Source organism: Aromatoleum sp. (genome assembly GCF_036675785.1).
Lineage (GTDB): Bacteria > Pseudomonadota > Gammaproteobacteria > Burkholderiales > Rhodocyclaceae > Aromatoleum.
Window position 1 is genome coordinate 25591 of sequence record NZ_JAKFEF010000061.1, and the last position, 21065, is coordinate 46655.

The window sequence follows — 21065 nt, forward strand, 5'->3', positions numbered from 1 at the left end:
AAATGTCAAAGAACGTAGTGGTTGTCGGCACGCAGTGGGGCGACGAGGGCAAGGGCAAGATCGTCGACTGGCTCACCGATCACGCGCGCGGCGTAGTCCGCTTTCAGGGTGGTCACAATGCCGGTCACACGCTCGTGGTCGGCGAGAATGAATACAAGCTGAATCTGGTGCCGTCCGGGATCGTCCGCGAGGGCGTGGCCTGTTATATCGGCAACGGCGTCGTGCTCGACGCGCATCACCTGCTGTCCGAGATCCGTACGCTCGAGGCGGGAGGCATCAAGGTCCGCGACCGGCTGCGCATCAGCCCGGGTTGCCCCCTGATTCTCGGCTACCACTCGGCGCTCGACCGTGCGCGCGAGGCCGCGAAGGCGGCTTCCGACAGGATCGGCACGACCGGCAAGGGCATCGGGCCCACGTACGAAGACAAGGTCGCCCGGCGAGCGTTGCGGGTGTATGACCTGTTCGACCGCGAACGCTTTGCCGAGAAGCTGCGTGCGAACCTCCACTATCACAACTTCGTGCTGACGCAGCATCTCGGCGCCGATCCGGTCGGCTTCGATGCCGTCTTCGAAGAGGCGATGACCGATGCCGAAGAGATCCGGCCGATGGTGGCCGATGTGTCGGCGGAACTGTATGCCGTGAACAAGTCGGGCGGCAGCCTGCTGTTCGAGGGCGCCCAAGGTACGCTGCTCGATATCGACCACGGGACTTACCCGTTCGTCACGTCGAGCAATTGCGTCGCCGGCCAGGCCGCTGCCGGCGCCGGAGTGGGTCCGGGACGGCTGCATTACGTCCTCGGCATCACGAAGGCGTACTGCACGCGGGTCGGCGGCGGGCCGTTCCCGACCGAACTCGATATCGAAACCGCGGGCACGCCGGGCGAGCAGATGTCGAAGAAGGGGCGGGAGTTCGGCACGGTGACCGGCCGCAAGCGTCGCTGCGGCTGGCTCGACCTCGCCGCGCTGAAGCGCTCGATCATCATCAATGGTGTGACCGGGCTGTGCATCACGAAGCTCGACGTCCTTGATGGTCTCGACGAACTGAAACTCTGCACCGGCTACATGCTCGACGGCCAGCGCATCGACCTGCTGCCGATGGGCGCGGAAGAGGTCGTGCGCTGCGAACCGATCTTCGAGACGATGGCAGGGTGGCGCGGCACGACGTTCGGCGCGCAGAGTTGGGATGCGTTGCCGCAGGAGGCGCGCGCCTATCTGCACCGGATCGAGGAAATCTGCGAGATCCCGATCGACGTGATCTCGACCGGCCCGGAACGTGACGAGACGATTCTGCGCCGTCACCCGTTCGGGGTCTGAGGGCGGGTGGATAAACCTGCTCCGCAAAGAGCAAAAGCCGGTCGAATGACCGGCTTTTGCTTGGATCTGGTGCCCAGAAGAGGACTCGAACCTCCACGCCTCGCGGCGCTAGTACCTGAAACTAGTGCGTCTACCAATTCCGCCATCTGGGCAAGCGACGGGAGTATACCGGCAAGCCGCGCTGCGGAAAAGCAGCTTGGTATCGGTCGCAGGACGCGTCTCGCCCGCAACGACGCCCTACGCCAGGGAGACAACCGGAAGAAAGGGATCGGGCAAGGAACCGGTCGGAAAAACAAAAAAGCCGACGCATGGTCGGCTTTCCTGCAGAACTGGTGCCCAGAAGAGGACTCGAACCTCCACGCCTCGCGGCGCTAGTACCTGAAACTAGTGCGTCTACCAATTCCGCCATCTGGGCAAGAGCGCGCATTATAAGAAAGAATCAGAGAATGTCAATGAGCAAAAAAGCAAAAAACAAAACCGCCGAGCCCGGTGGGGCGCCGTCGCCCGCGGGGCGCGGCGAGCCGAGCGCGGTCCGCCGCGCCGATCCGTTCTACGACCGGGAGGCAGCGGAATACGAACATCCGCTGCCGAGCCGCGAATACGTCGAGCAGATACTCGCCGAACGCGGCGTGCCGCTCGAGTTCCACGACATCTGCGAGGCGCTCGTCGTCACCGAGGACGAGGCGCCGCTGTTCGAGCGCCGCTTGCGGGCGATGGAGCGCGATGGCCAGATCATCCGCAATCGCCGCCACGCTTTCCTGCTGCCGGACAAGGCGGACCTCATCCGGGGCCGCGTGTCGGGTCATGCCGACGGCTTCGGGTTCCTGATCCGCGAGGACAAGCAGCCGGACGTATTTCTCGGGCCGAAGGAAATGCGCGAGGTGCTGCACGGCGACCGCGTAATCGCGCGCGTTACCGGCACCGACCGGCGCGGCCGCCCGGAGGGCAAGATCGTCGAGATCCTCGAGCGCGCGAACACGCGCATCGTCGGGCGCGTGCTCAACGAACACGGCGTGCTGATCGTCGTGCCGGAGAACCGGCGCATCGCTCAGGACATCCTGCTGGCGCCGGGGGGAAAGAAGGCGACGCCCGGGCAAGTCGTCACCGTCGAACTCCTGGTCCAGCCGACGAAGTTCGCGCAGCCGATCGGTAAGGTCGTCGAAGTGCTCGGCAACTACGCCGATCCGGGCATGGAGATCGAGATCGCGCTGCGCAAGCACGAACTCCCGTACGAGTTTTCGTCGGAGGCGAAGGCCGAGACGCGCAAGTTGCCGCTGACAGTGCGCAAGAAGGACCGGGCGGGGCGCGAAGACATCACGCAGTTGCCGCTCGTGACGATAGACGGCGAAACCGCGAAGGATTTCGACGACGCGGTGTATTGCGAGCGCCAGGGGCGCGGACACCGGCTGATCGTCGCGATCGCCGACGTGTCGCACTACGTGCAGGCGGGCGGCGCGCTCGACGCGGACGCCGAGGATCGCGGCAACTCGGTGTATTTCCCGCGGCGCGTGATCCCGATGCTGCCCGAGAAGTTGAGCAACGGGCTGTGCTCGCTGAATCCCCAGGTCGAACGCCTGTGCATGGTCTGCGACATGAGCATCTCGCCGACGGGCGCAATCAAGGCCTATCGCTTCTACCCGGCCGTGATGTTCTCGCATGCGCGCCTGACATACACGAAAGTCGCCGCCGCGTTGTACGGCCAGGACGCGGTCGTGCGCGAAGAGCTCGGCGCGCTGCTTCCGCACCTCGAGACCCTCGACAAGCTGTTCCGCGTGCTGCTGAAGGCGCGCGCGAAGCGCGGTGCAATCGACTTCGAGACGACCGAGACGCGGATGATTTTCGACGACGCGGGCAAGATCGAGCGCATCGTGCCCGAAGTGCGCAACGACGCGCACCGGCTGATCGAGGAGTGCATGCTCGCGGCGAACGTCTGCGCGTCCGACTTCCTGCAAAAGCGCGAGCACCCGGCGCTGTACCGCGTGCACGAGGGGCCGACGCCGGAGAAGCTCGAGAAGCTGCGCGGTTTCCTCGCCGAGTTCGGGCTCGGCATCGGCGGCGGCGACGAACCAAAGGCGGGCGACTACGCGAATATCCTCGACAAGGTCAAGGACCGGCCCGACGCGCAGCTGCTGCAGACCGTGATGCTGCGTTCGTTGCGCCAGGCGGTGTACAGCCCCGACAACGTCGGTCATTTCGGGCTCGCGTACGAGGCTTACACGCACTTCACGTCGCCGATCCGGCGTTATCCCGACCTGCTCGTGCATCGCTCGATCAAGGCGGCGCTCGAGGACCGGACCTACGAGGCCGGCGACTGGGACGACATCGGCCTGCACTGCTCGGCGACCGAGCGGCGCGCGGACGACGCGACGCGCGACGTCGTTGCCTGGCTGAAGTGCTATTACATGCAGGACAAGGTCGGGGAGGAATTCAGCGGCAGCGTGTCGGCAGTGGTACCCTTCGGCCTCTTCGTCGCCCTCGACGACATCTTCATCGAAGGGCTGGTCCATATCTCGGACCTCGGCAGCGATTATTTCCATTTCGACGAGACGCGGCACGAATTGGCCGGCGAGCGCACCGGGACGCGGTACCGCCTTTCGGACCGGGTGCGGGTGCAGGTCGTCCGCGTCGACCTCGAGACGACGAAGATCGATTTCCGGCTGCTCGAGGCCCCGCAACGCGCAACCGAACGGGTCGGAAAGACCGAGCGGGACCGGGCGGAAGCGGAAGGGCCAGCGCCGGGCGGCGAACCAGTCGACGGGCGTCGCCGCCGTCGCGGCAAGAAGGCGCGCGGCGCAGTGTTCGAACCTTCGGTGCAGTTCGAGGCGCCGGAGACCGTCGTCGCGGCGAGTGACGAAGGTGCGTCGTCGGGCGAATCGGACGTGGTCGAGGGCCCAAAGCCTCGGACGGCGCCCGCGGAAGCCGGCCTCGACGTGAAACCGCGCCAGCCGAAACGTGCGAAAGCTTCGGCGGAAGCGGGCGAGGTATCGCCGCGCAAGAGCAGGAAAGGGAGCGGCGCGGCATCCTCCGACCAACCGGAAACCAGCAGGAAGGCGGCCGACACCGCGGCGTCCGATAAACCCAAGGCACGACGGAAGGCGACCGGCACGCCGGCGTCCGACGAGCCGAAAGCACGCAACAAGAAAGGCGGAAAACGTGGCTAACAAGCCTTCGAACACCAGACCCTCGAACGACAGGACTTCCGGCAACCGCGCGTCGCCCGGCAGAGGACCCCAGCGCGGCTCGCCCGAGCCGCATCCGCGGGAAACCGATCCGGTGCCCGACGACATCGAGCCGTACGAGCGGCAGCGACCGCGTGGCCGGCGCGAGCCGGGCGGCGATACCGGCCGGGAGAGCCGCAGCGACTCGCGGCTGATCTACGGTTTCCACGCGGTGCTCGGCAAGCTGCGGCGGGATCCGGACGCGGTGTTCGAGCTGTACCTGTCGTCCGCGCGCACCGACGCGCGGGCCAAGGACGTCGTCCATCTGGCCGAGTCGCAGAACGTCCGGCTGATCCAAGCCGAGGCCGACCGCCTCGACGGCATGGTCGGCACGCGGCGGCATCAGGGCGTCGTCGCCCGTGTCGATGCGCGCAGCCGCGACCTGAAGCTTGCCGACGTGCTCGAAGTGCTCGACGAGAACGCGCTGATCCTGGTGCTCGACGGCGTGCAGGATCCGCACAACCTCGGCGCCTGCCTGCGCGTCGCCGACGCGGCGGGGGCGCACGCGGTCGTCGCGCCGAAGGACCGTGCGGTCGGCCTCAATGCGACCGCGGCGAAAGTCGCCAGCGGCGCAGCCGACAGCGTGCCCTACATCACCGTGACGAATCTCGCCCGCGCGCTGCGCGAGATGCAGGACGCCGGCATCTGGGTCGTCGGCGCGACCGGCGAAGCAGAGAAATCGCTGTACGAGATCGACCAGAAGGGGCCGGTCGCATGGGTGCTCGGCGCCGAAGGCGACGGACTGCGTCGACTCACGCGCGAAACCTGCGACGAACTCGCGAAGATCCCGATGCTCGGTACTGTCGAAAGCCTCAACGTGTCGGTCGCGAGCGGCGTCTGCCTGTTCGAGGCGAGGCGTCAGCGCGGCGGTTGAGACGTCACGCGGTCCGCTCGGACCGCCGCGGTGGGTGCCCTGCGAAGCTTCCGTGGATATCGGCAGGCCGAGCGTGCTCGTCGTCAATGAATCCCGAACCGGGCGTCTGAAATCTGCGCCCGGTCGCGCCTCGCCTGCCCCGCAAACTTGCACCGGTGCTCGCGTTGCCGGTCGTTCCGGCTCGATGACGTTTCCGAGCGCGCCTCCACGGTGGACCGCGACCTCCAGAACCCATTTCAACGGTGCGACGCCGCCCGCTTTGACGCGCGTCAACGCGGCGCGCCGGCGCGGCGAAGCTCATGATTTTCGCGACCTTCGTTTCATGATGAGTGCGACGGCCGCCTCCTGATCCGCCGGATTCGGCCGCCGCGGCCGGTCGGCGATGATGGCTGCGGATCGGTCGTCCGGCCGATCCCTCAATCGACGAACGAGGAGGCAGCCCATGGAGTGGATCGATCCCGCGTATTGCGACATCCGTCTTGGTTTCGAAGTGACGGCCTACGTCTACGTGCGCTGACACCGGGGGCGGCGCCGCGCCGCCCTTGTCGCGCGAAGGAGTCTTGCGCATGAACGAGTCGAGCCCCCCTGCTGCCGGGGACCGCTTCAGCCTCAATCCGATGTACCTCTTTCGCTGGGAGCCGACGCAGGATGCCCACGTCCTGCTCTACCCGGAGGGCATCGTGAAGCTGAACCGGACGGCGGCGGACATCATCGAGCACTGCGACGGCCGCAGCGCCGCTGCGATCATCGCGGCGATGCAGGGCCGCTATCCCGGCGACGACGACCGTGTCGCCGCGGGCGTCTATAAGTTTCTGGAGGTGTTCCGTGCCAAAGGATGGATCCGTCGTCAGGCTTGACGGGCAGGGCAAGCCGCTCTGGCTGGTGCTCGAGCTTACCTACGAGTGTCCGCTGAAATGTCCGTGGTGCAGCAATCCGGTGGACTACGCGCGCCGCAAGGGCGAAGAGCTGACGACCGCGGAATGGAAGCAGGTGTTGCGCGAGGGACGTGAGCTGGGCGCGCTGCAGCTCGGTTTCACCGGTGGCGAGCCGCTGCTGCGCGACGATATCGAGGAACTCGTCGCGGACGCGACCGCGCTGGGCTACTACACGAACCTGATCACTTCGGGCGTCGGGCTGACCGAAGCGCGGCTCGTGAGGCTGAAGGAGGCGGGCCTGAAGCAGATCCAGCTGTCGCTGCAATCGAGCGAGCGTGAGCTCACGGACCGGCTGGTCGGCGCGCGCGTGTTCGACCTGAAGCTGCAGGTCGCGCGGATGATCAAGGCGTACGGCTTTCCGATGGTGCTCAACGTGCCGGTGTTCCGCCACAACATCGACCAGGTCGCGGACATCCTCGAGCTCGCGGCGGACATCGGCGTCGATTACCTCGAGTTCGCGAACATCCAGTACTACAACTGGGCGCTGGTGAACCGCGACGAGCTAATGCCGACGCGCGCGCAGATCGAGGCGGCCGAGCGCGCAGTGCAGAAAGCCCGCGAGCGCCTCGGCGACCGCATGACGATCTACTTCGTGATCCCCGATTACTACGAGGGGCGGCCGAAGGCGTGCATGAACGGCTGGGGCGCGATCCATCTGACGATCGGGCCCGACGGCGCGGCGATGCCGTGTCAGGAGGCGCGCGCGATCGAAGGGCTCGATTTCCCGACGGTGCGCGAGAAGAGTCTTGCGTGGCTGTGGAACGAATCGCCGACTTTCCGCAAATTCCGCGGCGACGAGTGGATGCGCGAACCGTGCCGGTCGTGCAGCGAGAAGGAGACCGACTTCGGCGGCTGCCGTTGCCAGGCATTCCTGCTGACCGGCGACGCCGCGAACACCGATCCGGCCTGTTCGCGTTCGCCGCACCATCACCTGATCACTGAGGCGGTCGAGCGCGCGCACACGCCGGGCCGCACCGTCGTGCCGCTGGTAATGCGCACCGCAGGCAACGCGCGGCTGCAGCGGATCGGAGCGGGCGACCATGCGTAGGCTGCTCGATTCCTCGATGGTCACGGTGCTGCTCGGCGTCGCGCTGACGGCCGTGCTTGCCGGCTTGCTGCGGCTGGTGGGCTGAAGGAGCGCGAGATGGAAGGCGTCCTGTTCGAAGTCGTTGCACGCTGGCTGCATTTTCTCGGTGCGCTGGTGTGGATCGGGCACAACTACGCGACCGCGGTGACGCGACCGCGTTATGCGCCGCTCACCGCGGCCGATCTCTCGGACCCGGGCAGCCCGCGCCAGCGCGCGCTGCTGCAGCGCGAGCACGGCGCCTTCCGCTATGCATCGCTGGTGACCTGGGGTAGCGGCACGCTCATTCTGTGGCAGCGCGGCTGGCTCGGCGACGCGCTGAGCCTGCACGGTGCGCTCGCGCCGCTCGGGCTCGGGATGTGGATCGCGACGCTGATGGTGGCGAACCTGTGGTTCGTGCTGTGGCCGCACCAGAAGCGGGTGCTGGGCTTCGTGCCGGCGTCGGTCGACGAGCGGCTGGGTGCGTCGCGCGTGACCTTCCTGTCGGCGCGCGTGAACACGATGCTGTCGATCCCGGTGCTGTTCTTCATGGGGGCCGGCACGCATGGCGTGGCGCTGTTCGGCTGAAGCAGCGGCGCCGCCGCGCGGCGCGCCGGGGTTCAGCTTTTCCGCCGCCGCCGGCCCCTTGCCGGACGAGGTCGGCGCGGAGGTCGCCGCCGCGTGCCGTCCCGGACGGACGTCGATCCTGAGCCTGCCTTTCACGTCGCCGGCGTTCCGTCACCTCCAGGAAGAGACCGAGGCCTGCCTGCGCCGCCTGCTCGGCATCCCCGACCGTTTTCGCGTGCTGTTCCTCGCCGGGGGCGCCAGCGCGCAGTTCGCGCTGCTGCCGCTGAACCTCCTGGGCACCGCGGGCCACGCGAGCTATGTCGACAGCGGCTGCTGGTCGCGCCGCGCGATCGCCGAGGCGAGGCGCTACGCCGAAGTGTCGATCGCCGCGCGGGCGTTCGCGGCCGTTCCCGATGTCGCAGAGTGGCAGGTCGATCCCCGCGCCGCGTACTGCCACATCACGAGCAATGAAACCGCGGACGGCCTCCAGTTTCGCGATTTTCCCGCGCTGGCGGTGCCGCTCGTCGCGGACATGACGTCGGACCTGCTGACGCGGCCGCTGGACTTCACGCGGCTGTCGCTCGTGTATGCGGGGACGCAGAAGACGATCGGCACGCCCGGCCTGACGGTCGTCATCGCGGACGAGCGTCTTCTCGGTCGGGCGCGGCCCGAAACGCCCTGCGTAATGGACTACGCGGCGCAGGCCGCCGCCGATTCGCGGCTGTGCACGCCGCCGGTGTTCCCGATCTTCGTCGCGCATTGCATGCTGCACTGGATCGCGGCGCAGGGCGGTGTCCCGGCGATGGCGGAGGCGGCGCGCCGGCGCAGCGACGCGGTGTACGCCGCGCTGGCGGAAGGCGAGGGCACGTACGCGATCGCCGTCGATCCCGCCCATCGCTCGCACATCAATCCGTGCTTCCGTCTCGCCAGCGAGGCGCAGACGCCGCCGTTCCTGCAAGCCGCCGAAGCCGCCGGGCTGCACGATCTCCGCGGGCACCCGGAAGTCGGCGGGGTGCGCGTGAGTCTCTACAACGGTGTCGCCGACGAGGCCGTCGACGCACTCCTCGACTTCCTGCGTGCGTTCGCGCGGGAGCGCAGCGGTCTCTGCACGGCGTGATGCCCCCCGTCGCGCCACCGCTGACGCCGCGTGCGCTGCGCACCCGCTGGGCGGTGGCGCGCCTGCAGCGCCTCGCGAGAAGCCCCGACGGCGACGGAAACGCAGCGCCGCCATTCGGCCCTGTCGCCGCGATGGGGTTGAGCTTTGCGTCGCCGATCGGCCTTGCCGCCGGTTTCGACCGGCGCGGCCGCCTGCTCGAAGGCGCGCATCGTCTCGGCTTCGGTGCCGTGGAAATGGGCACGCTCACCCCCGCGGACCGTTGTCCGGTGCTCTCCGGGCGGGCTGCGGACGGCGTGCGTCGCGGCGTCAGCATCGGCAAGCCGCGCCACGTCGGCTGGGACGACGCGGAGCACGCCTGGCTGCGGGCGCTGCGTGCGTTCCACGCGGGTGCCGATTACGTGACGCTCAACCCCGGGCGCGATTGTCCGTCGCCGGCGCGCTTCGCGGCGCTTGCCGGAGCCGCGGTGCAACTACGCAACCGGCTCGCGCGCCATCGCCTGCGGCCGCTCCCGCTGGTGGCCAAGCTGACGTCGCGATGGCTCAACGGTGACGCCGCCTCGGTGATCGGCGTCGCCGACGCTTTCGTCGCCGCGGGCATCGACGGGCTGCTCGTATCGACCGAGGGCCGGCGCGCCCGGCGAAACGTCTGTGCGGTTCTGCGCGCGCTGTCGGAGGCTGTCGATCCACGGATCTGCCTGATCAGCGTCGGCGGGATCGATTCGGTCGACGAAGTCGAGGCGCGGCTCGCGGCCGGCGCGACGCTCGTGCAGGTCCATCGCGCGCTGCTGGCGCACGACCCCCGTCTGCTCCGTTCCTTGCGGCGCGGAGCGCGCAGCCGCTGACCGCCGCGCAAAGCCGTGCGACGCGGCGTGCTAGACTCGCCGCCCCTTCACGTCGAACCGCGAAGAAAGCCCGTGAACGTTTCCGAACTCGACCGCCGGCTCGCTTTCCTGAAGGAAATCGATCAGCTCAAGAGCGTGATTCGCCGCTCGCCGCTGATCGACCGCTCCCGGCGCGAAAACAGCGCCGAGCACTCGTGGCATCTGGCGATGTACGCGATCGTGCTCGCCGACTACGCGAACGCACCGGTCGACGTGCTGCGCGTCATCAAGATGCTGCTCATCCACGACATCGTCGAGATCGATGCGGGAGACATGCCGCTTCACGAGCCCACGGATCCGGCGGGGCAGGCGCAGCGGGAACGGGCTGCGGCGGAGCGCATATTCGGCCTGCTGCCGGAAGGGCTGACGACCGAGCTTCGCGCGCTGTGGTTCGAGTTCGAGGCCGGCGAAACCGACGACGCGAAGTTCGCGAAGGCGCTGGACCGCTTCCAGCCGGTGCTGCACAACGTCGCGACCGGCGGCGGGACCTGGATCGAGAGCAGCGTGTCGCTCGAACAGGTCAAGTCGCGCTGCGGCCCGCCGATCGAACGCGGCGCCTCCGCGCTGTGGACGGCGGCGCTCGAACTCGTCGAGTCGCACTACCGCGTGGGAAGCGGCCGCAAGTCCTGAGCCGGTACCCGAAGCAGCCGTGCGCGCGATCGAAGCGCGGCGGCAGGGCTTCGACAAGCGTGTCCCGAGCGAAGCCGACGGGCGCGCACCGAGGCGTATCGGGTTGCCGCGTTGATGGCGCGGCCCCGTTTCTTTCTCTCGATGATTCCCCGCTTCGCACACCGCGCGTCCTGATCCCTGACCGCGGTCGCGTCGTGCTGTGGTGCAGCATCGCGCTTCCTGCACCGTGCTGGTGCCCCCGCGGCAGCGGCGATTCTTCAGGGTCGCCCGCTTTGGAATCGATTTTTCCGAATTTTCAGTGAGTTAGGTCCGAAGCGCGCACCTGGCATTCGCCTTGCGATACTCGGATGAACCCGCAGGAGAGATCGATATGAAGAAGATGAAGCTCGTGATGGTCGGCAACGGCATGGCCGGCATGCGCACGCTCGAGGAGCTGTTGAAACTCGCGCCCGACCTCTATGACATCACGGTGTTCGGCGCGGAGCCGCACGGCAATTACAACCGCATCCTGCTGTCGCCGGTGCTCGCCGGAGAGATGACGCTGCCGGAGATCATGCTCAACGATCTCGACTGGTACCGCGACAACGGCATCACGCTCCATGCGGGCAGGATGGTGACGAAGATCGACCGCGTGCACCGCCGCGTCGTGGCGCAAGACGGCACCGAGGCCGAATACGACCGGTTGCTGTTCGCGACGGGCTCGACGCCGTTCATCCCGCCCTTCCCCGGCAAGGAGCTGCCCGGCGTGCTCGCGTATCGCGACATCGCCGACACCGAGGCGATGATCGACGCGGCGAGCCGCTACAAGCACGCGGTCGTTATCGGCGCGGGCCTGCTCGGGCTCGAGGCGGCGAACGGACTGATGCTGCGCGGCATGGAAGTCACCGTCGTGCATCTCGCGGACTGGATCATGGAGCGCCAGCTCGACCGCGCCGCCGCCGACATGCTGCAGGCGTCGCTCGAAGCGAAGGGGATGAAGTTCCTGCTGTCGAAGCAGACCGACGCGCTCGTCGAAGGCGAAGGTGACAAGGCCGACGGCGGCCGCGTCGCCGCGGTGCGCTTCAAGGACGGCGGCGAGATCCCGGCCGACCTCGTCGTCGTCGCCGCGGGCATCCGGCCGAACTACGCGCTTGCCGAATCGGCGGGGCTCTACTGCGGCGAAGGCCGCGTGCGCGGCATCGTCGTCTCCGACACGATGCAGACGATCACCGATCCGCGCATCTACGCGGTCGGCGAATGCGTCGCGCACCGCGGCGTCGCGTACGGCCTCGTCGCGCCGCTGTTCGAGCAGGGCAAAGTCTGCGCGAACCACCTCGCGAACTTCGGCATCGGCCGCTACGAGGGCTCGGTGACGTCGACGAAGCTCAAGGTCACCGGCATCGACGTGTTCTCGGCCGGCGACTTCTCGGGCGGGGCGGACGCCGAGGAGATCGTGCTGCACGACAAGCAGGGCGGCGTCTACAAGCGCATCGTCATCAGGAACGACCGCATCGTCGGTTCGGTGCTGTACGGCGACACCGCGGACGGCGCGTGGTACTTCCAGCTGATGAAGGACGGTCAGGACATCGGCCCGATCCGCGACCACCTGATGTTCGGCCAGAACCATTTGGGCGACGCCGGCCACAAGGGCGAGAACAAGGCCGCGGCGATGCCCGACACCGCCGAAGTCTGCGGCTGCAACGGCGTCTGCAAGGGCACGATCGTCAAGGCGATCAAGGAGAAGGGCCTCTTCACGATCGACGACGTGAAGAAGCACACGAAGGCGGCGTCTTCCTGCGGCTCCTGCACCGGCCTCGTCGAGCAACTCCTCGCGTCGACGGTCGGAGGCGCCTACCAGGCGGTCAGCGCGCACGACAAGGCGGTGTGCGGCTGCACGGAGCTGTCGCACGGCGAAGTTCGCCGCGCGATCCGCGAGCACAAGCTGCTGTCGATTCCCGACGCGATGAACATGATGGCCTGGAAGACGCCGAACGGCTGCGCGACCTGCCGCCCGGCGCTGAATTACTACCTGATCTCGACCTGGCCGCACGAGGCGAAGGACGACCCGCAGAGCCGCTTCATCAACGAGCGCGCGCACGCGAACATCCAGAAGGACGGCACGTACTCGGTCGTGCCGCGGATGCTCGGCGGGCTGACGACGCCGGACGAGCTGCGTCGGATCGCCGACGTCGCCGAGAAGTACAACGTGCCGACGGTGAAGGTCACCGGCGGCCAGCGCATCGACCTCCTCGGCATCCGGAAGGACGACCTGCCGAAGGTCTGGAAGGACCTCGGCATGACGAGCGGCCATGCCTACGGCAAGAGCATCCGCACCGTGAAGACCTGCGTCGGCGCCGAGCACTGCCGCTTCGGCACGCAGCGCTCGATGGCGATGGGCGTCGATCTCGAACGCATGCTGTTCGGCATGTGGAGCCCGCACAAGGTCAAGCTCGCGGTGTCGGGCTGCCCGCGGAACTGCGCCGAGGCCGGCATCAAGGACATCGGCGTCATCGGCGTCGATTCGGGCTGGGAGCTCTACGTCGCCGGCAACGGCGGCATCAAGACCGAAGTCGCGCAGTTCCTGTGTAAGGTCGTGACGCGCGAGGACGTCCTCGAGTACTCGGCGGCCTTCCTGCAGCTCTACCGCGAGGAGGGCTTCTACCTCGAACGCACCGTGCATTACGTGCATCGCGTCGGGCTCGAGCACGTGAAGAAGCAGGTCGTCGACGACGCGGCGACGCGCCGTGCGCTCTACGAGCGGCTGCTGTACGCGGTGCAGGACTACGAGGACCCGTGGGCCGAGCGCTACAAGCCCGACGCCGCGGTGCCGGCGAAGCGCGAGTACGAACTGCTGCAGCCGATGCAGCCGCTGGAAGTGTGAGGATGACGACGATGACAACGCTGACCCTGATCAAACCCGCCGCCGCGGCAGAGCCGGGCTGGATGAGCGTCTGCGCGCTCGACGACATTCCGGTGCTCGGCGCCCGCGTCGTGCCGTCCGCGAGCGGCGACATCGCGGTCTTCCGCACCGCGGACGACGAGGTGTTCGCGATCCACGACAAGTGCCCGCACAAGGGCGGGCCGCTGTCGCAGGGCATCGTGCACGGCCGCGACGTCACCTGCCCGCTGCACGGCTGGAAGATCGCGCTCGCGAGCGGCGACGCGCTCGCCCCCGATGTCGGCTGCACAAAGTCGTTCGACGTGAAGCTCGTCGACGGTCTCGTGCTGCTGAAGGCTTGAGAACCGTAGGGCGGAAAAGCGCAGCGCCTTCCGCCAGGCGACGTTATCGATGAGGCGAATAACGCCTGCGGCTCATCGCCCTGCGAGCTGTACAGGAAGTACCCCAATTGCCAACGGAGAACCGAAAATGAACAGAGCCTTTTTCAAGGCGGGCCATCCGCCGACGCTGCTCGCCGCGTTCCTGTACTTCGACCTCGCGTTCATGGTGTGGGTCATGCTCGGCCCGCTCGGCGTGCAGATCGCCGCCGATCTCGGCCTCGACCACGCGCAGAAGGGGCTGATGGTCGCGATCCCGGTGCTCGCCGGCGCGGTGCTGCGCATCGTCATGGGCGTGCTCGTCGATCACCTGAAGCCGAAGATTGCCGGCGCGATCGGCCAGGTCGTCGTCATCGCTGCTTTGTTCGTCGCGTGGCAGGTAGGCATCGACAGCTTCGAGCAGACGCTGCTGCTGGGCGTCTTCCTCGGCGTCGCCGGCGCGTCGTTCGCGGTAGCGCTGCCGCTCGCGTCGCGCTGGTATCCGCCCGAGCATCAGGGCACCGCGCTCGGCATCGCCGGCGCCGGCAACTCCGGCACCGCGATCGCTGCCCTCGTCGCGCCGGCGCTCGCCGCGGCGTACGGCTGGACGAACGTGTTCGGGCTGGCTCTGGTCCCGCTCGTCGTCGTGCTCGCGTTCTACCTCACGGTCGCGAAGGACGCGCCCGAGTGCCCGCCGGCGAAGCCGCTCGCGGAATACTTCAAGGTGCTGAAGGACAAGGACGCGTGGTGGTTCATGTTCTTCTACGCGGTGACCTTCGGCGGCTTCGTCGGCCTCGCGTCGTCGCTGACGATCTACTTCAATACCCAGTACGGGCTCGACGCGAAGACGGCCGGCTACTTCACCGCCGCGTGCGTGTTCGCCGGCTCGCTCGTGCGGCCGGTCGGCGGCGCGATCGCCGACCGCATCGGCGGCATCCGCAGCCTGTCGGTCGTGTATGTGGCCGCGGCGCTGTTCCTCGCAATCGTCAGCGTCGGGCTGCCGGCGGCGTGGATGGCGCTCGCGGTGTTCGTCGCAGCGATGCTCGCGCTCGGCCTCGGCAACGGCGCGGTGTTCCAGCTCGTGCCGCAGCGCTTTCGCCGGGAGATCGGCGTGATGACGGGTCTCGTCGGCATGGCGGGCGGCGTCGGCGGCTTCTACCTCGCGTCGTCGCTCGGCTATGCGAAGCAGGCTACCGGAAGCTATCAGCCCGGCTTCCTGATCTTCGCGGCGCTCGCGCTCGCGGCACTCGCCGGGTTGTCGTCGGTGAAGACGCGCTGGCGCACGACGTGGGGCGCCGCGCACCTGACGTCGGCGAAAATCTGACGCCCAACCGGGAGACGCATCGTGGCGACGATCATCGAAGCGGGCACGCGATTCAGGGCGACCGCGCCGGCGAAGGCGGCGCCGGACCTCGCGGCGCCCGCGACGCGTGCGGCAGGCGAAGCGCTCCAGATCACGCTCGGTCACGCGTCGCAGCAGGGGCTGCGGCCGGCGAACGAGGACTTCGTCGGTGCGGTCACGCCCGACGGCGCGCTGCTTGAATACAAGGGCATGTTGCTCGCGATCGCGGACGGCGTCGGGGGCCATGCGCGCGGGCGCGAGGCGGCCGAATATTCGGTGCGCGGGCTGCTCGCGGACTACTTTTCGACGCCCGACACGTGGAGCGTCGAGAAGTCGCTCGATACCGTGATCGGCGCGTTGAACCGCTGGCTGCTCGCGCAGTCGGCGAAATCGCGCGAGTACGCCGGCATGGCGACGACGCTGACCGCGTTCGTGCTGCGCGGCCGGCGCTACCACGTCGCGCATGTCGGCGACTCGCGCGCGTATCTGTACCGCGGCGGCGAACTGCGCCGGCTCACCGAGGACCACACTTGGGATCACCCGGAGTTCGACAACGTGCTGCGGCGTGCGGTCGGGCTGAACGCGCAGCTCGCGGTCGACTTCGATGACGGCGAACTGATGGCGGGCGACCGCTTCGTGCTCGTCACCGACGGCGTCTGGGGCGCGCTCGGCGACGGCGGGATCGCGGAACTGCTCGAGCGCAACGCGAACGCCGAAGACGTCGCCGACATCCTGACGCTCGCAGCGCTCGCGCGCGGCGCGACCGACAACTGCACCGCGCTCGTCACGAACGTCGTCACGGTGCCGCCGGACAACCTGCGCGACCGGCTTGCGGGCGCCCGCCGCCTGCCGCTGCCGCCGCCGCTGAAGGCCGGCGACGTGCTCGACGGCCTGCATGTCGACGCGCTGCTGCACGAGTCGCGGGTGACCTTGCTGTACCGCGTGACCCGCGAAGCGACGGGCGAAGCGCTGGTGATGAAAACCTTGCGGTCCGGCGCGGATGACGACGAGGCGGCCGCGGCGCTGCTGCGCGAGGAATGGCTCGCGCGGCGGGCGCCGTCGCAGGCTTTCCCGACGGTCGCCGACGCCGGGGGCCGCAGCTGCCTGTACTACCTGATGAGCTGGCACGAGGGCGAGACGCTGAAGGCGAAGCTCGCGCGCGGCCACCGCTTTCCGCCGCACGAGCTCGTCGCGATCGGCGCGGCGCTGTTGCGCGCGGTCGGCGCGCTGCACCGGCTCGGCATCGTCCATCGCGACGTCAAACCCGACAACGTGCATCTCGACCGCGGCGGGCATCTGCGGCTTCTCGACCTCGGCGTCGCCGCGTCCGACGCCGACGACCTGCGCGAGATCAACAACCCCGGCACGCCGTCGTACATGGCGCCGCAACTCTTCGCCGGCGAGGCGGCGAGCGAGTCGTCGGACATCTATGCGTGCGGCGTGACGCTGTACGAGCTGCTGACCCGCAAGTACCCGTACGGCGAGGTCGAGCCGTTCCAGCGGCCGCGCTTCGGCGAACCCGTGCCGCCGACGCGCTACCGCCCGGACACGCCGGCCTGGCTCGAGGCGGTGCTGCTGAAAGCGTGCGCGCGCGACGCGAAGGAGCGCTTCGAGACCGCTGAGGAGTTCCTCCTCGCGCTCGAGCGCGGCGCGCACCGCCCGCTCGCAAAGCAGCGCCGCACGCCGCTCGTCGCGCGCAATCCGGGGCTCGCGCTGAAGCTCGTTGTCGCGGCGTCCCTGCTGCTGAACCTGATCCTGCTGTTCCTGCTCAGCCGGCACTAGACCGGCGACCTCTCACGCGGAGCCCCCGATGAAGACGAAAGCCACCTGTCCCTACTGCGGCGTCGGCTGCGGCGTCGTGATCGAGCACGACGGACGAAGGGTCACCGGCGTCGCCGGCGACCCCCGGCATCCGGCGAACTTCGGGCGCTTGTGCACGAAAGGCGCGACGCTGCACCTGACCACGCGGCCCGAGTCCCGCCTGCTGCATCCGGAGTTGCGCCCTGCGCGCGGCCTCGCGCGCGAACGCGTCGGCTGGGACACGGCCATCGCGACCGCGGCCGAACGCTTCGCCGCGGCGATCGACGAGCACGGGCCCGATTCGGTCGCGTTCTACATCTCGGGGCAGCTGCTGACCGAGGACTATTACGTCTTCAACAAGCTCGTGAAGGGACTGATCGGCACGAACAACCTCGACTCGAACTCGCGCCTGTGCATGTCGAGCGCGGTCGCCGCTTACAAGCAGACGCTCGGCGCCGACGCGCCGCCGTGTTCGTACGAGGACTTCGCGCTGACCGACTGCGTGCTGATCGCGGGCGCGAACCCGGCCTACGCGCACCCCGTCGCGTTCCGCCGCATCGAGGATGCGAAGGCGGCGCGCCCCGAGATGAAGCTCATCGTCGTCGACCCGCGCCGCACCGACACCGCGGCGACCGCGGACCTGCATCTCGCGATCCTTCCCGGCACCGACATCTGGCTCTACAACGCGATGCTCAACGTGCTGCTGTGGGAAGGCCTCGTCGATAACGCCTTCATCCGCGCGCACACCGACGGCTTCGCCGCGCTGCGTGACCACGTGCGCGAGGTCACGCCGGCGGTCGCGGCGGAAGTCTGCGGCCTCGGTACGCGTGGCGCCGACGACATCATCACCGCCGCGCGCTGGTGGGGCGAGGCGAACGCGGCGATGTCGCTGTGGTGCCAGGGGCTGAACCAGTCGACGCACGGCACGCACAACGGCGCGGCGCTGATCGCGCTGTCGCTCGCAACCGGCAAGATCGGCCGTCCCGGCTGCGGCCCGTTCTCGCTGACCGGCCAGCCGAACGCGATGGGCGGGCGCGAAGTCGGCGGCATGGCGAACCTGATGAGCGGCCACCGTGACCTCGCGAACGCCGGGCATCGCGCCGAGGTCGCGCGGCTCTGGGGCGTCGAGGACGTGCCGGCGAAGCCCGGCCTGACCGCGATCGAGCTCTTCGACGCCGCGCACGACGGCCGGATCAAGGCGCTGTGGATCGCCTGCACGAACCCGGCGCAGTCGTTGCCGGAACAGCAGCGGCTGCGCGAGGCGCTCGCGCGCTGCGACTTCGTCGTGTTGCAGGAGGCGTATTGCAACACCGAGACCGCGCCGTTCGCCGATCTGCTGCTGCCCGCCGCGTCGTGGGGCGAGAAGGAGGGGACGGTGACGAACTCGGAGCGGCGCATCACGCACGTGCACCGCGCGGTCGCGCCGCCGGGCGAAGCGAAGCCGGACTGGCGCATCGTCTGCGACTTCGCGCTCGCGCTCGGCCCGCGGATCGGCAAGGACGCGGAAAAGCTGTTTCCGTATGCGTCGCCGGCCGACATCTTCGACGAGCACGCGGCGACGACCCGCGGGCGCGATCTCGACATCGGCGGCTTGTCGTACGACGTGCTCGACAGCGCCGGCCCGCAGCAGTGGCCGTTCCCGGAAGGGGCCGATGCGACGGACGCCGCGAGTCGCGCGCGCCTTTACGCCGACGGCCGCTTTTCCACCCCCGACGGCCGCGCGCGCTTCGTCGTGCCGACGCAGGCGCTCACCGCCGAGCGCACCGACGCGCGCTACCCGCTCGCGCTGACGACCGGGCGGCTCCGCGACCAGTGGCACGGCATGAGCCGCACCGGCAAGGTCGCGCAGCTCTACAACCACGTCGACGAGGCGCGCATCGAGATGAACGCCGACGACCTCGCGCTGCGCGGCATCGAGAGCGGCGAGCTCGTGCGCGTGAAAAGCCGGCGCGGCGACGTGATCCTGCGCGCCGCGGCGTCGGCCGAGATCCGCTCCGGACAGGCCTTCGTCGCGATGCACTGGGGCACGAACACGCTGAACTCGGCCGGCGCCAACGCGGTTACGCTGCGCGCGTCCGATCCGTTCTCGAAGCAGCCGGAACTGAAGCACGCGACGGTGCAGGTCGAAAAGGCGGAACTCCCCTTCCACGCGCTGATAATGCGCGGCGAGCCGGGTATCGACGACAGGGATGACGGCGCGAATGCCGCCGGCCTCGCCGTCGAACGCGCTGCCGCGCTCGCACCGTGGCTCGAGCGCTTCGGCTACGCGTCGCTCGCGCTCGCCGGCCGCGACCATCCTGCGGTCGTGCTGCGCATCGCGCACGACCGGCCGATTCCGCCCGCGTGGCTAGCCGAACTCGACATGCTGCTCGGCCTCGACGACGCGCATTGCGTGACCTACAGCGATGCGCGGCGCGGCATCACGAAGCGCGCGCGCATCGAGAACGGTTTCCTCGTCGGCCTGCGGCTCACCGGCGAAACCGCCGCGGCTGCGTGGCTGCGCGACGTGCTCGTCGAACGTCAGCCGGCGGCGGACTTGCGGCGCTGGATCCTCGCGCCGATCGCGTCGCCGCCCGCCGCGGCAAAGTCGCGCGGCCGCATCATCTGCAATTGCCTCGACGTCTCCGAGCGCGACATCGAGTCGGCGGTCGCCGGCGGCGCCGGATTCGACGCGCTGCAGGCGAAGCTCGGGTGCGGCACTGGTTGCGGTGCATGCGTGCCGGAAATCAGGCGGCTCGTCGCGCAGGCGTAGCGCGGCGCGACGTCCCCGCGAGAATCAGGATTCCGCCGAGGAGGAGCGCGAGCGTGGCGGGCTCGGGCACTTCGAGCGCCGCGAACAGCGCATCGGCGAGTGCGCGATGGCCGGCCGTGGTCGGGTGGAACCCGTCCCAGAAGAGCCGCGTCGCGGCCTCTTCATCGCTGCACAGCACCTCGTACTGCACCTGTCCGTCCGGGCCGATGCCGCTCTCGCGCTGGCAGCGGTGCTGCACGTCCGTCAGCCCGTAGCGCGGCGGGTTCGCGACGGCGTCGTTCATCAGCGCGAAGGTGTCGAAGGCCGTGATGTCGAGTGTCGCGAAGCTGTCGAGGAGCGCGGCGAGCGCGTCGTTGAAGGCGGCACTCGCGGCGGACGCGAGCGGGGCGCGGGGCACCGCGCCGTCGCCGGTTGTACCCGGAACGAGCCCCAGGTCGGGGACGTTCGGAATCAGGAAGTGCGCCGCGCCGTCGGCCGCGAGCGTTTCGATCGCGGTGCCGATTCTGCCAACCGCGCTCGCGATGGTCTGGCCCGGCGGCGCGCCCGCGAGAATGTCCTCCACGTCGTTCGAGCCGATGAAGAGCACATACAGCGCGCCCGGTTCACCGGCGGCCGCGGCGCCCACGTATTGTTCCACTTGCTGCGCGAAGCTCAGCGACCCCGGCACGATGACCGACCCGCTGCGGGCGCCGCCGTACGCGTAGTTCGTGCCGCCGAGCAGCGAGGGCCGGAGGTCGAAGCCGAGACGCCCAGCGAGCTGTTCCGAATAGACCGGGCCGTTCGAAAACCGGCCGGAGTCGTTGTAGCCCGCCGGCGCCGGAACGATCGGAAAAGCCGGATCGGACGCGTGGAGCGTGCTGCTGAGAATGAAATCGTTGCCCGTGTCGGACAGGCTGTCGCCGAAGAAATAGACGTTGCTGAAGGGCGCCGCCGTCACGGATGCGGAGACGGTGGCGAGCAGGAAGGCGATTCCTGCGAGAAGCGAGCGGCACATGGGAAGCCTCGCGATCGATGCGGAAGGGGTGAATCGCCGGAGCAATGGACGTTCCCGAATTCCGCAACTTCCTGATCCGCAAAGGCGATCGGATTGAACGCGGGAGGCGGTCGAGTGGACATGGAAAAGAGGCCGACGGTCGACGCGTCGTGGCGGAGCGGCCGGGCCCGGCCGGTTAATCGTCTCGCGGCGGTTGCGTGACGTTGACGTCAACGTCACAATAGCGCCCGCTGCTGCACCGGCAGCAGATCATTCCAATTACGAGCCCCACGTCGCGAGAATGGAGGCGGCCGATTTCGCGAGAGAGACGGTCGCAGGAGCGCGGCGCGGAGATTCGACGGGAAA

The 21065-nt window shown here is 68.7% G+C and carries 16 protein-coding genes and 2 tRNA genes; 15 read left to right on the top strand and 3 right to left on the bottom strand.

Annotated features, from left to right (window positions below):
* The first annotated feature begins 2 nt into the window (after positions 1 to 2).
* On the top strand, positions 3 to 1313 hold the full coding sequence (locus V6M37_RS12480; protein ID WP_332673743.1) for an adenylosuccinate synthase: 1311 nt from the start codon (positions 3 to 5) through the stop codon (positions 1311 to 1313).
* A 67-nt stretch (positions 1314 to 1380) separates the two neighbouring features.
* On the opposite strand, the gene V6M37_RS12485 is transcribed toward V6M37_RS12480, so the two are convergent.
* Both V6M37_RS12485 and V6M37_RS12490 read right to left on the bottom strand, forming a co-directional pair.
* A tRNA-Leu gene (locus tag V6M37_RS12485) sits at positions 1381 to 1465 on the bottom strand.
* A gap of 178 nt (positions 1466 to 1643) precedes the next feature.
* A tRNA-Leu gene (locus V6M37_RS12490) sits at positions 1644 to 1728 on the bottom strand.
* Between the two features lie 37 nt (positions 1729 to 1765).
* On the opposite strand from V6M37_RS12490, the gene rnr reads away from it, so the two are divergent.
* From rnr to V6M37_RS12555, 14 genes are all read left to right on the top strand, one after another.
* Positions 1766 to 4474, top strand: coding sequence for a ribonuclease R (gene rnr / locus V6M37_RS12495; RefSeq protein ID WP_442881013.1), 2709 nt, complete (start codon positions 1766 to 1768; stop codon positions 4472 to 4474).
* A gap of 208 nt (positions 4475 to 4682) precedes the next feature.
* Entirely contained in the window at positions 4683 to 5405 is a 723-nt protein-coding gene (gene rlmB, locus V6M37_RS12500) for a 23S rRNA (guanosine(2251)-2'-O)-methyltransferase RlmB (protein WP_332673851.1), read from the top strand.
* A gap of 442 nt (positions 5406 to 5847) precedes the next feature.
* Positions 5848 to 5922, top strand: coding sequence for a pyrroloquinoline quinone precursor peptide PqqA (gene pqqA / locus V6M37_RS18730; RefSeq protein WP_409449956.1), 75 nt, complete (start codon positions 5848 to 5850; stop codon positions 5920 to 5922).
* 49 nt (positions 5923 to 5971) lie between these two features.
* Positions 5972 to 6262, top strand: coding sequence for a pyrroloquinoline quinone biosynthesis peptide chaperone PqqD (pqqD, locus tag V6M37_RS12505; RefSeq protein WP_332673748.1), 291 nt, complete (start codon positions 5972 to 5974; stop codon positions 6260 to 6262).
* Positions 6231 to 7388 (top strand): pyrroloquinoline quinone biosynthesis protein PqqE, encoded by a 1158-nt coding sequence (gene pqqE / locus V6M37_RS12510; RefSeq protein ID WP_332673750.1) that lies wholly within the window; start codon positions 6231 to 6233, stop codon positions 7386 to 7388. Before pqqD ends, pqqE begins: the two co-directional genes overlap by 32 nt.
* Before the next feature lie 96 nt (positions 7389 to 7484).
* Entirely contained in the window at positions 7485 to 7991 is a 507-nt protein-coding gene (locus V6M37_RS12515) for a urate hydroxylase PuuD (protein ID WP_332673752.1), read from the top strand.
* Complete coding sequence (serC, locus tag V6M37_RS12520) at positions 7969 to 9087, top strand: 3-phosphoserine/phosphohydroxythreonine transaminase (protein WP_332673754.1); 1119 nt, start codon at positions 7969 to 7971, stop codon at positions 9085 to 9087. Before V6M37_RS12515 ends, serC begins: the two co-directional genes overlap by 23 nt.
* Positions 9087 to 9929 carry a dihydroorotate dehydrogenase gene (locus tag V6M37_RS12525; RefSeq protein ID WP_332673756.1) on the top strand — a complete coding sequence of 281 codons (843 nt, stop codon included), beginning with the start codon at positions 9087 to 9089 and terminating at the stop codon, positions 9927 to 9929. Before serC ends, V6M37_RS12525 begins: the two co-directional genes overlap by 1 nt.
* Positions 9930 to 10001: 72 nt before the next feature.
* The gene (locus tag V6M37_RS12530) at positions 10002 to 10598 is read left to right on the top strand and encodes an HD domain-containing protein (RefSeq protein WP_332673757.1); all 597 of its coding nucleotides are present in this window, start codon (positions 10002 to 10004) and stop codon (positions 10596 to 10598) included.
* 370 nt (positions 10599 to 10968) lie between these two features.
* Positions 10969 to 13458 (top strand): nitrite reductase large subunit NirB, encoded by a 2490-nt coding sequence (gene nirB, locus V6M37_RS12535; protein ID WP_332673759.1) that lies wholly within the window; start codon positions 10969 to 10971, stop codon positions 13456 to 13458.
* Between the two features lie 11 nt (positions 13459 to 13469).
* The gene (gene nirD / locus V6M37_RS12540) at positions 13470 to 13817 is read left to right on the top strand and encodes a nitrite reductase small subunit NirD (RefSeq protein WP_332673761.1); all 348 of its coding nucleotides are present in this window, start codon (positions 13470 to 13472) and stop codon (positions 13815 to 13817) included.
* A 127-nt stretch (positions 13818 to 13944) separates the two neighbouring features.
* Positions 13945 to 15156: a nitrate/nitrite transporter gene (locus V6M37_RS12545; RefSeq protein ID WP_332673762.1), complete on the top strand. Its 1212-nt coding sequence runs from the start codon at positions 13945 to 13947 to the stop codon at positions 15154 to 15156.
* Between the two features lie 21 nt (positions 15157 to 15177).
* On the top strand, positions 15178 to 16956 hold the full coding sequence (locus tag V6M37_RS12550; RefSeq protein ID WP_332673763.1) for a bifunctional protein-serine/threonine kinase/phosphatase: 1779 nt from the start codon (positions 15178 to 15180) through the stop codon (positions 16954 to 16956).
* Positions 16957 to 16984: 28 nt separating this feature from the next.
* Positions 16985 to 19726 carry a nitrate reductase gene (locus tag V6M37_RS12555; RefSeq protein ID WP_332673765.1) on the top strand — a complete coding sequence of 914 codons (2742 nt, stop codon included), beginning with the start codon at positions 16985 to 16987 and terminating at the stop codon, positions 19724 to 19726.
* Here the strand turns inward: V6M37_RS12555 and V6M37_RS12560 are convergent.
* Positions 19701 to 20720: an SGNH/GDSL hydrolase family protein gene (locus V6M37_RS12560; protein ID WP_332673767.1), complete on the bottom strand. Its 1020-nt coding sequence runs from the start codon at positions 20718 to 20720 to the stop codon at positions 19701 to 19703. The genes V6M37_RS12555 and V6M37_RS12560 overlap by 26 nt on opposite strands.
* Positions 20721 to 21065 lie beyond the last annotated feature (345 nt).

Excerpts from the sequence above, each read along its gene's own strand:
- rnr (WP_442881013.1), top strand. The coding sequence starts at position 1,766 with ATGAGCAAAAAAGCAAAAAACAAAACCGCCGAGCCCGGTGGGGCGCCG.
- pqqD (WP_332673748.1), top strand. The coding sequence starts at position 5,972 with ATGAACGAGTCGAGCCCCCCTGCTGCCGGGGACCGCTTCAGCCTCAAT.
- V6M37_RS12545 (WP_332673762.1), top strand. The coding sequence starts at position 13,945 with ATGAACAGAGCCTTTTTCAAGGCGGGCCATCCGCCGACGCTGCTCGCC.
- V6M37_RS12515 (WP_332673752.1), top strand. The coding sequence starts at position 7,485 with ATGGAAGGCGTCCTGTTCGAAGTCGTTGCACGCTGGCTGCATTTTCTC.
- V6M37_RS12560 (WP_332673767.1), bottom strand. The coding sequence starts at position 20,720 with ATGTGCCGCTCGCTTCTCGCAGGAATCGCCTTCCTGCTCGCCACCGTC.
- V6M37_RS12555 (WP_332673765.1), top strand. The coding sequence starts at position 16,985 with ATGAAGACGAAAGCCACCTGTCCCTACTGCGGCGTCGGCTGCGGCGTC.
- nirD (WP_332673761.1), top strand. The coding sequence starts at position 13,470 with ATGACAACGCTGACCCTGATCAAACCCGCCGCCGCGGCAGAGCCGGGC.
- V6M37_RS12525 (WP_332673756.1), top strand. The coding sequence starts at position 9,087 with ATGCCCCCCGTCGCGCCACCGCTGACGCCGCGTGCGCTGCGCACCCGC.
- nirB (WP_332673759.1), top strand. The coding sequence starts at position 10,969 with ATGAAGAAGATGAAGCTCGTGATGGTCGGCAACGGCATGGCCGGCATG.
- serC (WP_332673754.1), top strand. The coding sequence starts at position 7,969 with ATGGCGTGGCGCTGTTCGGCTGAAGCAGCGGCGCCGCCGCGCGGCGCG.
- V6M37_RS12480 (WP_332673743.1), top strand. The coding sequence starts at position 3 with ATGTCAAAGAACGTAGTGGTTGTCGGCACGCAGTGGGGCGACGAGGGC.